Source organism: Pseudomonas sp. B6(2017) (genome assembly GCF_002112765.1).
Taxonomy (GTDB): Bacteria; Pseudomonadota; Gammaproteobacteria; order Pseudomonadales; family Pseudomonadaceae; genus Aquipseudomonas; species Aquipseudomonas piscis.
The window spans coordinates 154,629-167,796 of sequence record NZ_NEIQ01000004.1; the positions used below are offsets into that span (position 1 = coordinate 154,629).

14 protein-coding genes are annotated in these 13,168 nt (G+C 63.2%); 9 read left to right on the top strand and 5 right to left on the bottom strand.

What is annotated here, in order from left to right; genetic code table 11:
* The first annotated feature begins 12 nt into the window (after positions 1 to 12).
* Positions 13 to 1,173, top strand: a complete 1,161-nt coding sequence (locus tag CAG11_RS08360) for an MFS transporter (protein WP_085595966.1) — start codon at positions 13 to 15, stop codon at positions 1,171 to 1,173.
* 6 nt (positions 1,174 to 1,179) lie between these two features.
* On the opposite strand, the gene CAG11_RS08365 is transcribed toward CAG11_RS08360, so the two are convergent.
* Entirely contained in the window at positions 1,180 to 2,025 is an 846-nt protein-coding gene (locus CAG11_RS08365; protein WP_085595968.1) for an SDR family NAD(P)-dependent oxidoreductase, read from the bottom strand.
* Between the two features lie 175 nt (positions 2,026 to 2,200).
* Here CAG11_RS08365 and CAG11_RS08370 point away from each other — a divergent pair, with 175 nt between their 5' ends.
* Positions 2,201 to 3,121: a LysR family transcriptional regulator gene (locus tag CAG11_RS08370; protein ID WP_085595970.1), complete on the top strand. Its 921-nt coding sequence runs from the start codon at positions 2,201 to 2,203 to the stop codon at positions 3,119 to 3,121.
* 47 nt (positions 3,122 to 3,168) lie between these two features.
* On the opposite strand, the gene CAG11_RS08375 is transcribed toward CAG11_RS08370, so the two are convergent.
* Positions 3,169 to 4,005: a S1 RNA-binding domain-containing protein gene (locus CAG11_RS08375; RefSeq protein ID WP_085595972.1), complete on the bottom strand. Its 837-nt coding sequence runs from the start codon at positions 4,003 to 4,005 to the stop codon at positions 3,169 to 3,171.
* Between the two features lie 349 nt (positions 4,006 to 4,354).
* On the opposite strand from CAG11_RS08375, the gene CAG11_RS08380 reads away from it, so the two are divergent.
* The 3 genes from CAG11_RS08380 (at position 4,355) to CAG11_RS08390 (ending at position 6,392) form a co-directional block, all read left to right on the top strand.
* The gene (locus CAG11_RS08380; protein WP_022642963.1) at positions 4,355 to 4,543 is read left to right on the top strand and encodes a hypothetical protein; all 189 of its coding nucleotides are present in this window, start codon (positions 4,355 to 4,357) and stop codon (positions 4,541 to 4,543) included.
* A gap of 193 nt (positions 4,544 to 4,736) precedes the next feature.
* The gene (locus tag CAG11_RS08385) at positions 4,737 to 5,456 is read left to right on the top strand and encodes a TorF family putative porin (RefSeq protein WP_085595974.1); all 720 of its coding nucleotides are present in this window, start codon (positions 4,737 to 4,739) and stop codon (positions 5,454 to 5,456) included.
* 66 nt (positions 5,457 to 5,522) lie between these two features.
* Complete coding sequence (locus CAG11_RS08390; protein WP_085595976.1) at positions 5,523 to 6,392, top strand: DUF6279 family lipoprotein; 870 nt, start codon at positions 5,523 to 5,525, stop codon at positions 6,390 to 6,392.
* Between the two features lies 1 nt (position 6,393).
* Here CAG11_RS08390 and CAG11_RS08395 read toward each other — a convergent pair whose 3' ends face one another.
* The gene (locus CAG11_RS08395; RefSeq protein ID WP_085595978.1) at positions 6,394 to 6,786 is read right to left on the bottom strand and encodes a transcriptional regulator; all 393 of its coding nucleotides are present in this window, start codon (positions 6,784 to 6,786) and stop codon (positions 6,394 to 6,396) included.
* A 159-nt stretch (positions 6,787 to 6,945) separates the two neighbouring features.
* On the opposite strand from CAG11_RS08395, the gene CAG11_RS08400 reads away from it, so the two are divergent.
* Both CAG11_RS08400 and CAG11_RS08405 read left to right on the top strand, forming a co-directional pair.
* A complete protein-coding gene (locus CAG11_RS08400) occupies positions 6,946 to 7,692 on the top strand; it encodes a thioredoxin family protein (protein WP_085595980.1) in 747 nt (248 codons plus the stop codon).
* Between the two features lie 67 nt (positions 7,693 to 7,759).
* On the top strand, positions 7,760 to 8,704 hold the full coding sequence (locus CAG11_RS08405; RefSeq protein WP_085595982.1) for a GyrI-like domain-containing protein: 945 nt from the start codon (positions 7,760 to 7,762) through the stop codon (positions 8,702 to 8,704).
* Positions 8,705 to 8,914: 210 nt separating this feature from the next.
* On the opposite strand, the gene CAG11_RS08410 is transcribed toward CAG11_RS08405, so the two are convergent.
* A complete protein-coding gene (locus CAG11_RS08410) occupies positions 8,915 to 9,496 on the bottom strand; it encodes a hypothetical protein (RefSeq protein ID WP_085595984.1) in 582 nt (193 codons plus the stop codon).
* 292 nt (positions 9,497 to 9,788) lie between these two features.
* Between CAG11_RS08410 and CAG11_RS08415 the strand changes: the two genes are divergently transcribed.
* Entirely contained in the window at positions 9,789 to 10,064 is a 276-nt protein-coding gene (locus CAG11_RS08415) for a hypothetical protein (RefSeq protein WP_085595986.1), read from the top strand.
* 64 nt (positions 10,065 to 10,128) lie between these two features.
* Here CAG11_RS08415 and CAG11_RS08420 read toward each other — a convergent pair whose 3' ends face one another.
* Positions 10,129 to 11,472, bottom strand: coding sequence for a DEAD/DEAH box helicase (locus CAG11_RS08420; RefSeq protein WP_031321130.1), 1,344 nt, complete (start codon positions 11,470 to 11,472; stop codon positions 10,129 to 10,131).
* A 193-nt stretch (positions 11,473 to 11,665) separates the two neighbouring features.
* Here CAG11_RS08420 and CAG11_RS08425 point away from each other — a divergent pair, with 193 nt between their 5' ends.
* A complete protein-coding gene (locus CAG11_RS08425) occupies positions 11,666 to 12,964 on the top strand; it encodes a mechanosensitive ion channel family protein (RefSeq protein WP_085595988.1) in 1,299 nt (432 codons plus the stop codon).
* Positions 12,965 to 13,168: the final 204 nt, after the last annotated feature.

Genomic DNA, 13,168 nt, shown 5'->3' on the forward strand with positions numbered 1-13,168 from the left:
GGAACAACGACCATGTCTCCCCTGATCCGTCTGCTCGCCAGTTTCGTTGCCCTGATGCTGGCCATGGGCATTGGCCGCTTCGCCCTGACCCCGCAGTTGCCGCACCTGATCAGCGAAGGCCAGATCGATCTGACTGCCGGCGGACTGATCGCCGCCGCCAACTACCTGGGTTATCTCATCGGCGCCCTGGATGCGATGCTGGCACGACGCCCGTCCCAGGTGCGCGGGCGCCTGCTGGGAGGGTTGTGGCTGTGCGTGCTGCTGACCCTGGCGTCGTTCTGGGCCCAGGGCTTCTGGCCGCATTTGCTCCTGCGCTTCGGCACCGGGGTGGCCAGCGCCTGGGCTCTGGTGATGATCACCGCCTTGAGCCAGCCCCTGGCCCAGGCTGCCGGGCGCCCGCGGCTGGGAGCACTGGTGTTCGCCGGCCCTGGGCTGGGCATCATGCTCACCGGCCTGCTGGCCCTGGGCTCCAATCTGCTGGGGCACGACTCGGCCGACCTGTGGCTGCTGTACGCCGCAGTGGCCTTGTTGATGCTGCTGGTCATCCTGCCGATCCTGCCCCAGGCCGGCACCGGCCCGCAGGCTACCGTCCAGGCCAACCCCGTGAGCGAGCCTGGCTTGGGCCGCCTGGGACTGGTCTACGGTTTGTACGGCATGGGCTACATCATCCCCGCGACCTTTCTCGCGCAGATGGCCAGCGCCCAATTCCATGGCCAATGGCAGGCCGACCTGTTCTGGCCCGGGTTCGGCATGGCCGCCGCCCTGGGGGTATTGCTGGTCAGCCTGCGCCGGCACTATCCGGACAGCACCCACCACTGGCTGGTCGCGACTTTGTGGCTACAGGCCATCGGCGTCTTTGTCTGCCTGCTGGACAGCGGCTGGGGGCTGTTGCTGGGGGTGCTGCTGTGCGGCACGCCGTTCCTGGCCTGCATGCAACTGGTTATGCAACGTTCCCGGGAGTTGGCGCCCCACGCCGTCCAGCGCAACACCGGCTTGCTCACCGCCTGTTTCGCCGTGGGCCAGTTGAGCGGCCCACTCCTGGCGGCGCTGAGCAGCCACTTCAGTGGCAGCCTGCAACTGGCCCTGCTGGTTGCGGGTGGCGGCCTGCTGCTTGGCGGGGGCCTGCTGCTGAGCCGACAACGGCTGCAGCCCTCGTGCGCGGCGCTGTCCTGAGACTGCTCAGCCTTCCTTGATTTGCTCCCACAGGCGGGCGACATCCTCGACACTGCTCGCCGCGACCCGAGCCAGGCTCCGGGGATAGTCGACCCCGGGGTTCTCACTGAAGCGGGTCGCGGTGAACTGGCCATTGCTGGCCCGCAGTACGTAGCCACTATCACGGCAAGCGGCGCTGGCCAGGTAGAGCACTCCCGGGGTCACCCATTCCGGCTTGAGCTCGACCGGGGCCTCGGTCACGCCCCACATCCGGGTCTTGGCCACCGGCGAGACGGCGTTCACCAGGATCCCGTGCTCCCGCCCCTCCATGCCCAGGGCATTCATGATGCCCAACTGGGCCATCTTGCCGGCCGCATAGGCCAACAGCCCGGGTTGGGCATACTGCTGATACATGGCCCGGTCCGAGGTGGTCAGGACCACCCGCGCCGCGTCAGAACGCTTGAGATAGGGCCAGGCGTGCTTGCACAACCAGGTCGGCGCCTGCACGTTGACGTCCAGCGCCCGCGAAAGAAACTCGCGGTCGGTGTCCTCGATGCCCTGGTAACCGACCCAGCCGGCGTTATGGATGATGATGTCCACCCCGGCGAAAGTATCGACGGCCAGGGCCACCAACTGCCGGGCCGTGGCTTCATCGGCCAGGTCGCCGGCATGGGCGACCACCTGCCCGCCTTCGGCCTGCAGCATACGCGCCGCGGTGACGGCCACCTGCTCATCGGCGCCCGCGCCCAGGCGATCGGTGCCCAGGTCGCTGATCACCACCTGGGCGCCCAGCCCGGCCAACGCGCGGGCATAGTCCAGGCCCAGGCCGCGCCCGCCCCCGGTGACGATGGCAGTCCTACCCTTGAAATCCATGTTGGCCTCTCCTGTTGTGTCGCCCGCACCTTAACAACAAACAACGGGAGGACTTGATACTTTATCGATGCGCCACTGATACCCCGCAGCTATCAGCCCGGGCCCGGTTGGAGCCTGCCGGCGGCGCCTCTATGATGACGGCCTGTCGCTCAATGCCAACGAGGGAATGCGAGAAATGGTCGAGACCCGCCTGCTCAGGCAGTTCATCGCGGTCGCCGAGGAACTGAACTTCCACAAGGCCGCCAACCGCCTGTTCATGGCGCAACCGGCCCTGAGCCAGGCTATCCATCGCCTCGAGCAGAAGCTCGGCTTCGGCCTCTTCATCCGCAACCGGCGCGAGGTCAGGCTGACCCCGGCCGGCTCGACATTCCTCGATGTCGCCTACCGTACCCTGAAGGACCTGGAGCAGGGTATCGAGCAAGCGCGCCAGGTCGGTGCAGGTATCGCCGGCCAGCTCACCATCTGTACCCTGTCCCTGACCTACTACGATGGCCTGCTCCACGGCCTGCGGCGTTTTCGCGAAAGCTATTCCAAGGTCCGGCTGGTCATCCGCGAGATGCCCTCCGCCAGCCAGGCCAAGGCCCTGTTGGCGGGCGAGGCGGATATCGCCTTCATGCGCCTGTTGCCCTTGCCTGCCGACTCCATCGAATCACGCTTGATCCTCGACGAGCGGATCGTCATGGCCCTGCCTGCCGGGCATCCACTGGCCAACAGCCAGGAGGTGCGCTTGCAGGAGTTTGCCGACGAGCCTTTCGTGTTCACCCCCCAGCCCCTGGGCAGCGGATACCACAGCCAGTTGATGGGCCTGTGTGCAGCCGCCGGTTTCCAGCCCCGGGTGGTCCAGGAAGCGGCGCGGGTCCATACCCAGATCGGCTTGGTAGCCTGTGGTTTCGGAGTGGCGCTGGTACCGGAATCGGTGGCCGATACCACCCTGCGGAACAAGGTGGTGTTCCGCCCGTTGACAGCGCTGGGGCGCAAGCCGAATCCCGGCATCGGCCTGTACATGAGCCACAACCGGCTCAATGCTTCGCCACTGCTGGAGAACTTCATCGACTTGCTGGATTTTGCGCCACCGGCGTCCGCCGAAGTGGCCTGAGAGCCGCCCCGGGGACGCCAAGCCCCCGGAGTGGAAGGGAACGAGCCTTAGCTGAGCTCGATACGATCGGCGTGGATGACGATCTCGCCCTGCTTGTAGAGGGCGCCGATGGCCTTCTTGAAATTGCCCTTGCTGACCCCGAACAGGCGGCTGATCAGGGCCGGGTCGCTCTTGTCGCTGACCTCCAGGGTGCCGTTGTTTTCCCGCAGCCTGGCCAGGATCTTGGCGTTCAGGCTGCTGGCGGCCTGGGCCCCCACAGGTTGCAGGCTGAGGCTGATCTTGCCATCGGCACGCAGCTCCTTGATGAAGCCCTTTTCCTGCATGCCGGAACGCAGGAACTTGAACACCTCGTTCTTGTGGATCAGGCCCCAGTGCTTGTTGTTGATGATCGCCTTGAAACCCATGTCGGTGGACTCCACCACCAGCAGGTCGACTTCCTGGCCGGCCTGGTAGTTGGCCGGGGTCTTGTCCAGGTAACGGTCCAGGCGAGCGGTGGCGGTGATGCGGCGGGTGTGGCGGTCCAGGTAGACATGCACCACGCAGTAATCACCGGCATTGAGCTGGCGCTTTTCCTCGGAATACGGCAACAGCAGGTCCTTGGACAGTCCCCAGTCCAGGAAAACGCCGATGCTGTTGACTTCGACGACCTTGAGGCTGGCGAACTCACCGACCTGGACTTTCGGCTTCTCGGTTGTTGCAATCAACTTGTCTGCACTATCCAGGTAAACAAAAACGTTCAGCCAGTCTTCATCTTCACTGGGAATATCCTTGGGGATATAACGATTGGGCAGCAATATCTCGCCATCCGCACCGCCATCCAGATACAAACCGAAGTTGGTGTGTTTAACCACTTGCAAACTGTTGTAACGCCCGACTAAAGCCATTTCCAATACCCTCATTGCGTGGGCGGCATTCTACCTGTTTTCCATGGCCAGGTTGGCGCCGCTGTGGCACCGCGGCGGAAAATCCGCGCCAGGCAGCGGTTTTCCTGGCTTTGGCGACAGACTGCAGTCCATTCGTCAGGCCAGGGGGCGCCGTCTTGGCCATTTTCCCTCGCGCCGCAGCCGCCACTGGCCGGGCAGGTCTTATTTAAAACAGCGACTTAGCGACATATTCGAGATACCGCTTCAGGAACAAGGATAAACTCCGACCTGCACTAACACCCGGGGAAACAAACAATTATCGGGCGACTCTGTTAGGATGGCTGGCCAAATTAATTTTCCCAAAGGTTAAATGGCAATCATGCGAGTAAAAAACTCCAGCAGCAAAGTCAAACCTGTCCCCGTGGTGGAAACCAGCGAATCGATCAATGAACAGGTCGCGGCCTTCCTGAAATCCGGTGGCCAGATCCAGCAGATCGCCAAGGGCGTCAGCGGCCAGACCTTCAGCCCGTCCAAGCAGATCAGCCTCGGCAAGAAGTAATACTCCCCCGCTTTTCCTGGTCCCCTGGCGCTTGCTCCAAGCGTCGGGGCCGGCGCTACCTTCTCCCCCCCGCTCCAGCAAAAATCGACGAACGGCCCGAACCTGCAGGCCACGACCGGTATCCTTGCAGCCCTCTGGATAAATCGTTTCAGCCATCCCAGGCTGTCACTCCCCGCAGTCCAAGGAGTGCTGCATGCGCAAACTCACTTTCCTGGCCATCTGCCTGGCCCTGGCGTGCCCGCTGGCCCAGGCGCAGATCTTCCAGCGCGAGCTGGGCGACTTCGACCTCAAGCTGGGCACCAGCCCCAGTCGCAGCATGGCCCAGGGCCTGGTCAAACCATCTTCCAGCGGCTCCTTCCATGGCGGCCTCGACCTGGACCACGACAGCGGCTGGTACTTCGGCCAGTGGTCGCCAAGCCTGGGCCTGAGCCCCGCGAGCCGCCTGGAGGTCGATTCCTACCTGGGCTTCAAGCAGTCCCTCGACCAGAACCTGGGCTATGAACTGGGAGTGATCCACTACAACTATCCGCAATTGCGCACCCAGGACAGCCAGCAGCTCTACGGCGGCCTGAGCCTGCTGGGCAGCCGTTTCGGCGCGGCCTTCAGCAACGACCCGGACCGACGCAACAGCACCCTGTTCGCCGACTTGGGCGGCAACCCACCATTCGGGATCGGGGTCAGCGTCAAGTACAGCACCTACCGCCTGAACAATGCCGTGTCGGTGGCCAAGGGCGGCTACATCTCCAGCTTCAACGACTGGTCGATCAAGTTCTCCCGCCCATGGCTGGGGATCGATCTCAACCTGATCTACAGCGACTCCAGCCTCAACGGCAGCGATTGCCCGGCCTATTCTGGACACAATAGCCGCTGCGACGGCCTGCTGACCTTCAAGGCCGAGCGGAGCTTCTACTAGAAGCGCTGAACTGCCGGGGGCCTTCGGGGTTCAGATGCAGCAACCCGCACACCCAAGGACCTGGATATGTCGCGCCGGTGCTACCTCTTCATCGCCTTGCTGATCGCCAGCCTGCTGCTGGGTGCCTGTAGCCGGGTGGGCCTGGCCTACCGCAACCTGGACGTGATCATTCCCTGGACCCTTGACGATTACCTGGATATGAACAGCGAGCAGAAGAGCTGGCTCAACCAGCGCCTGCAGCAGCACCTGAGCTGGCATTGCAGCACCCAGCTACCAGGCTACCTGGACTGGCTCGACCGCCTGCAGTCGATGGTCCGCGACAACCAGGTCAATGATGCGGCGCTGCAGGCACGCACCCGTGAAGCCAAGCAAGCCATCGCCGAGATCGCCCGCCAGATCACCCCATCGGCCGTGGAGTTGCTGCAAGGCCTGGATGAGCGGCAAGTGGCGCAGATGAACAGCTCCCTGGCCAAGGACCTGCAGGAACACCGCGAGCAGTACCTCCAGCCGCCCCTGGCACGGCAGATCGAACAGCGTAGCCAGCGCATGGAAAAACGCCTCAGGGCCTGGCTCGGTACCTTGAACCCGCAACAACGCCTGCGTGTCGAGCGATGGTCCGTCTCTCTGGGCGAGCAGAACCGCCAGTGGCTCGCCAACCGCGCCCACTGGCAGGCGCTGTTCAGCACTGCAGTACAGCAGCGGCGGGCCAGCGACTTCCCGCAGCGCATCGAACAATTGCTGGTGGACCGCGAAAGCCTGTGGACCGCCAGCTACCGCCAGGCCTACGAGCACACCGAACAGGCCGCACGCAGCCTCGTGGTGGACCTGATGGCCAGCAGCAGTCCCGAGCAACGCCAGCGCCTGCTGAAAAAGATCGACGGCGTGCGCCAGGACTTCACCAACCTGAAATGCCTGCAGGACGCTCGCCGTCCCTGACTCAGGCGATCTGGGCCTTGGACGCCAGCTCGTCGAAGGTCAGTGGGTCCAGGGCATCGGCCTGTTCGTCCAGTACCTGGCGTGGATGCTCGTTGCCCGGAATGCTGCTGTCGAGCAAGCACAACAGGCTCGAGCCCCGGGGCGTGAGCATGAAGTTCTCGCCGTTACCGCCCTCCTGCTCCGGCCTGCTCTGGATGAACTCCCGGTCCAGCAGCAGTTTTTCGTATTCGGTGGCGGTGCTCTTCAGTTCATCCAGGTTACCCGTGGACTCGCCTTCGGCGGCCATGGCCGCCGCATGCTGCTCGGCATAAGGCCGTGGGGTGAAGCTGTGGCCAGCACCGTTCTGCACTTCGTGCAGCAAGCGTTCGATCAGATCCCAGTTGTAAGTCGCCATTTCGATTCAACCTCCAGAATGCAGTGCCTTGCCTGGGTTGTGACCGGTGGCTACGCCAGCCGTTCAGGAATTTCGCACCACCTGGCAGCTTGTCGATCTGCTTGCCCACCAAACGACTAGCGTGTGTAGAACCCATCCCCCGCCCTGAGGAACGACATCATGGATATCAGCGATCATCCCGTGGTCAGCCGGGAACAATGGCTGGAAGCACGCAAGCAGCACCTGCTCAACGAAAAGGCATTCACGCGCCAACGTGACCGGCTCAGCGCCGAACGCCGGGCACTGCCCTGGGTGAGGATCGACAAGCCCTACCGCTTCCACGGGCCCCATGGCGCACTGACGCTGGCCGAGTTGTTCGGCGGTCGCAGCCAGTTGGTGGTCTATCACTTCATGTTCGCAGACGGCTGGGAAGAAGGCTGCAAGGGTTGCTCATTCCTGGCCGATCATTTCGATGGGGCCAACCTGCACCTGGCCCACCATGACGTGGCGTTGGTGGCGGTGTCCCATGCGCCCTACGAGCAGTTCCAAGCCTTTGGCCAGCGCATGGGCTGGCGCTTCGACTGGCTCTCCAGCGCCGGCGACGACTTCAACCAGGACTTTGGCGTCAGCTTCGACAGCGAACAGCTGGCCAGCGCCACAGCCAGCTACAACTATGCGCCAGTGAGCGGCAACGAGCTGGAGCTGCCCGGCTTGAGCGTGTTCTATCGCAACGAGCAGGGACAGATATTCCACACCTACTCCACTTATGCCCGGGGCCTGGACCTGCTGCTGGGGGCGTACAACTTCCTGGACCTCACGCCCAAAGGGCGCAACGAGGGGCCGATCATGAACTGGGTTCGCCACCATGACCGCTATGCGCCAACCCCAGGTGCAAAACAGGGGGCGGGATGTTGCTGCAACGACTGAACTCTCGGCACGATCGACGGCGGGACCGCGCTAGCGGTTCCACCACAGCGCCAGCTAAGCTGTAGGCATGACCCCCGCCTACCACAGTCTCCACGAATACACCCTGCGCATGAACCGGGTGCTGGAGCATATCGACCAACACCTGGACCAACCCCTGGAGCTGGGCGACTTGGCGCAGGTGGCGCATTTCTCGCCTTATCATTTTCATCGCCTGTTCAGCGCCTGGGTCGGCGAACCCCTGGGCGTCTACCTGAGGCGTCGGCGCCTGGCCCGCGGCGCACACCTGCTGGCCAGCCGGCCTGAGGCCTCGATCCTGGAGATCGCACTGGAAGTGGGTTTTGGCTCCGGCGAGGCCTTTTCCCGGGCGTTCAAGCAGCACTTCTCGGTCTCGCCCAGCACCTGGCGCGATACCGAGCCCAAGCGTTGGCACCGCCGCCTGGACGACATTCGCGAACGCCGCCTGCGGCAATTGCGCAATCCTGATCAGACCCACATCCCGGCTTTCGACGATCCTGATGCCTTCATTCACCTGAAGGAGCTCACAATGAAGGTCACCATCAAGGAACTGCCCCCCGTACGCGTCGCCTACCTGCGCTATACCGGCGCCTACGGGCCGGGGATCGGCCTGTTCTGGCAGCAGGCCGTCATCCCCTGGATGGCCGAGAACGGGCTCATGGGCCGCGCACGCTACGGCATCGGCCATGACGACCCTTACGTCACCCCACCCGAGAAGTGCCGCTACGACGCCTGCGTCGAAGTCCCCCTCGACTTCAAGGGACGGGCTCCCGCGGTCGTCACCACCCTGCCCGGTGGCCTCTATGCGATCACGCACTACCAGGGCAAAGGCCCCGATATCGCCGATACCTGGAGCGAGTTGTGCCGCGATTGGCTGCCCAAGAGTGGTATGCAGCCCGACGCACGGCCGGCCTTCGAGCTGTATCCGATGGACGCCTGGAGCGATCGAACCGGTGATCTGGAGTTCGATATCTGCTTTCCGGTCAAGGCGCTGTAAGCCATAGAGAATCTGAATGCGCAGGAGGTAGCAGGCCGCCCGGATTCGAAGCTTATCCGGTGGATGCCCACCACGCTCCCTGCGTCGGTGGGCCGGAATGCCAGCCCGGCATGCGCTCACGGTCCTGCAGCCGCCAGTGCCGGAATGCAAACGGGGGAGCCTGTGCTCCCCCGTCATTTTTTTGCCAGGCCCATGACCAGCGGGCTTGCCTCAGCGGGACGGAATGGCCCTGATATCGCGCACGATGAAGCGCGGCAGAACCCGGACATAGAAGGTCTCCACATCGGAGTTACCGCTGTTGGTAATCACCCCAAGCATGGTTTTCATATTGCGTAACTGGCCCATTGCGCCGGCAGGCTGGAGCCCATCGCGTTGCTGGGCGAAGTGCAACACTTCGACACCGGCACGCTTGACCTGGACCTTGTAGCCGAAGTCGACACTGGCCAGGATCGTATTATCGTCGACGATCTTGGACACCAGCCCACCTTGGGAGTCACTGAGCCGGCGCTTGTACACCGCCTCTACATCCAGCAGGTAATCGGCACTGTCCTTGCTCGCCGCGTAGCGATTGGCATTGCCCAGTTGCTGGATCAACTCCGTGCCCAATTGCTGGCGCAGTTTGTCCTCAGGCAAGAAGCGCGGGCTCTCGCCGATCAGTTGCAGATCGAAATGGTCGATCCAGTAGGTGGCGTCGGCAGGAATCTGCACGGGTTTGGACGAGATGTAGTAATCCGGCCGGGAGGCACACCCGACGAGCAAGACACAGGTGAACAACAGCGACAGCAGGCGCATTAAGGATCTTCCTTGAAAGCGATTTCGTTGGGTGCACTGGCGCGGATCAAGGAAACGCATCCAGGCGCTTGGCGCTCGCCCAAGACCCGGAACGCTTGAGGGGAGCGTGAAGATTCGCCCCTTCGGGACAGCAGCGATACCGGGAAAGGCGCGCGATATTAGTTCGCCACTATCCAGGCGTCAATTGAACCCAGCTTGCAGAACTGGCGTGCCGGGGCCGATCCAACTGAACTTTGCCCGTTCCAGGCGCCTCAACCGGATGTCCCCCTGTCCACCACATGAGGCGCAGCCCATGAAAACCCTGAACCTGCTCATCCTCGCCGGCAGCCTGCTGCTGGCCCTGCCCGCCTGGGCCTGTACCCCGGACGAAGCCACCGCCAAGCGCGAGCAACTGGCCCGGGAGGTCAGCAAGATCACCGAGCAAAACCCGGCCAAGGCCAAGGAAATCAACGATGAGTTGCAGAAGATGAACCTGGGCAGCGCCAGCAAGGATCTGCCCGACGATTGCCAGCTGATCGACCAACGCCTCAAGGAACTGGCCGACGCCGAGAATAAAGCCGACCACTGAAAGTCCGGAAAACAAAAAGCCCGGACCAGGTCCGGGCTTTCTAACTGGCACTCAGGCCTGCACTTTACTCAGCAGCTGGTGCTGGCTTGCGGCGCTTGAGAGGCGCCAGGCCGTCCTGGCTGACCAGGGCCGGGCCGTCGCTCTTGGGCCGGTTGGCGCTCTTGCGCTTGGTCGGCGACTTGGCCAGGGACTTTTTCTTGTCGCCCTTGGCATCGGTCTTTTTCTTCTTGGTACCAGCGGCCTTGCCCGAGGCCTTGACCTTCTTCGGACCGCCGTAGGTGCCCTTGACCTCCTTGATGGTGCGACGCTCGAAGCTCTGCTTGAGGTAGCGCTCGATGCTCGACATCAGGTTCCAGTCGCCATGGCAGATCAGCGAGATAGCCAGGCCTTCGTTGCCGGCACGACCGGTACGGCCGATGCGGTGCACGTACTCGTCGCCACTGCGAGGCATGTCGAAGTTGATCACCAGGTCCAGGCCCTCGACGTCCAGGCCGCGGGCAGCGACATCGGTGGCCACCAGGATCTTCACCCCGCCCTGCTTCAGGCGGTCGATGGCCAGCTTGCGATCCTTCTGGTCCTTGTCGCCGTGGAGGACGAACGCCTTGTAGTCCTGGGCCACCAGGCGGCCGTAGATGCGGTCGGCCATGGCCCGGGTGTTGGTGAAGATAATGGCCTTCTGGTAGGTCTCGTTGGCCAGCAGCCAGTTGACGATCTGCTCTTTGTGCTGGTTGTGGTCGGCCGTGATGATCTGCTGGCGCGTGGTCTCGTTGAGCTGGCTGACGCTGTTGAGTTGCAGGTGCTCGGGGTTGTCGAGGACCTTGGCGACCATTTCCCGCAGGCCGGAACCACCGGTGGTGGCGGAGAACAGCATGGTCTGCTGGCGGCTCGGGCACTCATCCACCAGGCGTTGCACGTCCTCGGCAAAGCCCATGTCGAGCATGCGGTCGGCTTCGTCGAGCACCAGCACTTCGACTTCCTTGAGGTCCAGGTTCCCGGCGTTGAGGTGTTCCAGCAGGCGACCCGGGGTACCGATGAGGATATCCGGCACCTTGCGCAGCATGGCGGCCTGGACCTTGAAATCCTCGCCACCGGTGATCAGGCCGGACTTGATGAAGGTGAACTGGGAGAAACGCTCGGCTTCCTTCAGGGTCTGCTGGGCCAGCTCCCGGGTCGGCAGCAGGATCAGGGTCTTGATGCTGACGCGGATCTTCGCCGGGCCGATCAGGCGATTGAGGATCGGCAGGATGAAGGCCGCGGTCTTGCCGCTACCGGTTTGTGCCGTCACCCGCAGGTCACGCCCTTGCAGCGCGAGCGGAATAGCCGCGGCCTGTACCGGAGTCGGCTCGACAAATTTAAGCTCGGCCACGGCTTTGAGCAGGCGTTCGTGCAGGGCGAATTGGGAAAACACGGGTGCTACCTCGAAGATGTGCAAAAAAACAGCTGTATAGGGTAACGGTTTCGGAGGCCCAGGCCGAGTTTCTTTGTGCAAACGGTGGCAAAGAGTTGGTTTTTTGTTAGCCGATTTTTCTCAAGCCGTAACTTTGCCGGGGTTAGATGCTCTAATCCCCCCCTTGTGCCACACAGAAGAATCGTTTTAGCCCATGGACTTCAAACAGCTCTGGCTCGATACCCAGGACCTCTGGGGAGCCCTCGACCAACACCCGCTCCTCCACGCCGGCCTGGGCCTGGCTCTGTTGCTGGTAGTCGCCCTGGTACTCGGACGGGTGGCCCGCTACCTGGTGCTGCATGGCGTGCGGCTGCTGGGGCGGCAGCCGGCCCTGCACTGGCTCAACGACCTGCGCCAGAACAAGGTGTTCCACCGCCTGGCGCAGATGACCCCGTCCGTGGTGATCCAGTTCGGCCTGCACCTGGTGCCGGAGTTGAGCCAGGCCAGCCAGCTGTTCCTCGGCAACCTGGCCATGGCCTTCACCATCCTGTTCCAGCTCCTGGCCCTGAGCGCCCTGCTCAATGCCCTGCTGGACATCTACGCCCGCACCGAGCACGCCCGCACCCGCTCGATCAAGGGTTATGTGCAACTGGCGAAGATGGTGCTGTACGTGTTCGGCGCCATCATCATCGTCGCCACCCTCATCGACCGCTCGCCGGTGTTGCTGCTCTCGGGCCTGGGCGCCATGTCGGCGGTGATCCTGTTGGTGTACAAGGACACCCTCTTGTCCTTCGTCGCCAGCGTGCAACTGACCAGCAACGACATGCTGCGGGTCGGCGACTGGATCGAGATGCCCCAGGTGGGCGCCGATGGCGACGTGGTGGACATCACCCTGCACACGGTCAAGGTGCAGAACTTCGACAAGACCATCGTTTCCATCCCCACCTGGCGACTGATGTCCGAATCGTTCCGCAACTGGCGCGGCATGCAGCAGTCCGGCGGTCGGCGGATCAAGCGCAGCCTGTTCATCGACGCCAGCGGCGTGCGTTTCCTGCATGACGACGAAGAGGCGCGGCTGAGCGGGGTACGCCTGCTCACCGACTACATCGGGCGCAAGCAGGCCGAGCTAAAAAGCTGGAACGAGGCCCAGGGCAACGTTGCCGCACTGTCGGCCAACCGCCGGCGCATGACCAACCTCGGCACCTTCCGCGCCTATGCCCTGGCCTACCTGAAGAGCCACCCCGAGATCCAACCGAACATGACCTGCATGGTGCGCCAGATGCAGACCACGGCCCAGGGCATTCCCCTGGAGATCTACTGCTTCACCCGCACCACGGTATGGGCCGACTACGAACGGATCCAGGGGGATATCTTCGACTACCTGCTGGCGGTGATGCCGGAGTTCGGCCTGAGCCTGTACCAGCAACCCAGCGGCAACGACCTGCGCGCCGGCCTGCTACCGGCGGTTCTGGGTGCCAGCCATATCGGCCCGAGCCAGAAGCAGGCGCTCTGACTAATGCCGATCAGTTAAGGCAACGGTAGGAGCGAGGCTTGCCCGCGATGGGCTTCAGAGCGCTGCGTTTACCCCGTAAGCAGGCCCTAACTTTGACGAGCATCGCGAGCAACCGAGCGTCGACCGGCTGCTCCTGCAGGGGATCACCTCGCCTAACTGAGCGGCATTGGGCGCTCTGCGCCCAACGCAAACCCCAGCCCCCCG

Coding starts and splice junctions, on each gene's coding strand:
- CAG11_RS08380 (WP_022642963.1), top strand. CDS start 4,355: ATGGCAATCATGCGAGTAAAAAACTCCAGCAGCAAAGTCAAACCTGTC.
- CAG11_RS08360 (WP_085595966.1), top strand. CDS start 13: ATGTCTCCCCTGATCCGTCTGCTCGCCAGTTTCGTTGCCCTGATGCTG.
- CAG11_RS08395 (WP_085595978.1), bottom strand. CDS start 6,786: ATGGCGACTTACAACTGGGATCTGATCGAACGCTTGCTGCACGAAGTG.
- CAG11_RS08405 (WP_085595982.1), top strand. CDS start 7,760: ATGACCCCCGCCTACCACAGTCTCCACGAATACACCCTGCGCATGAAC.
- CAG11_RS08390 (WP_085595976.1), top strand. CDS start 5,523: ATGTCGCGCCGGTGCTACCTCTTCATCGCCTTGCTGATCGCCAGCCTG.
- CAG11_RS08365 (WP_085595968.1), bottom strand. CDS start 2,025: ATGGATTTCAAGGGTAGGACTGCCATCGTCACCGGGGGCGGGCGCGGC.
- CAG11_RS08385 (WP_085595974.1), top strand. CDS start 4,737: ATGCGCAAACTCACTTTCCTGGCCATCTGCCTGGCCCTGGCGTGCCCG.
- CAG11_RS08400 (WP_085595980.1), top strand. CDS start 6,946: ATGGATATCAGCGATCATCCCGTGGTCAGCCGGGAACAATGGCTGGAA.
- CAG11_RS08375 (WP_085595972.1), bottom strand. CDS start 4,005: ATGGCTTTAGTCGGGCGTTACAACAGTTTGCAAGTGGTTAAACACACC.
- CAG11_RS08410 (WP_085595984.1), bottom strand. CDS start 9,496: ATGCGCCTGCTGTCGCTGTTGTTCACCTGTGTCTTGCTCGTCGGGTGT.
- CAG11_RS08415 (WP_085595986.1), top strand. CDS start 9,789: ATGAAAACCCTGAACCTGCTCATCCTCGCCGGCAGCCTGCTGCTGGCC.
- CAG11_RS08425 (WP_085595988.1), top strand. CDS start 11,666: ATGGACTTCAAACAGCTCTGGCTCGATACCCAGGACCTCTGGGGAGCC.
- CAG11_RS08370 (WP_085595970.1), top strand. CDS start 2,201: ATGGTCGAGACCCGCCTGCTCAGGCAGTTCATCGCGGTCGCCGAGGAA.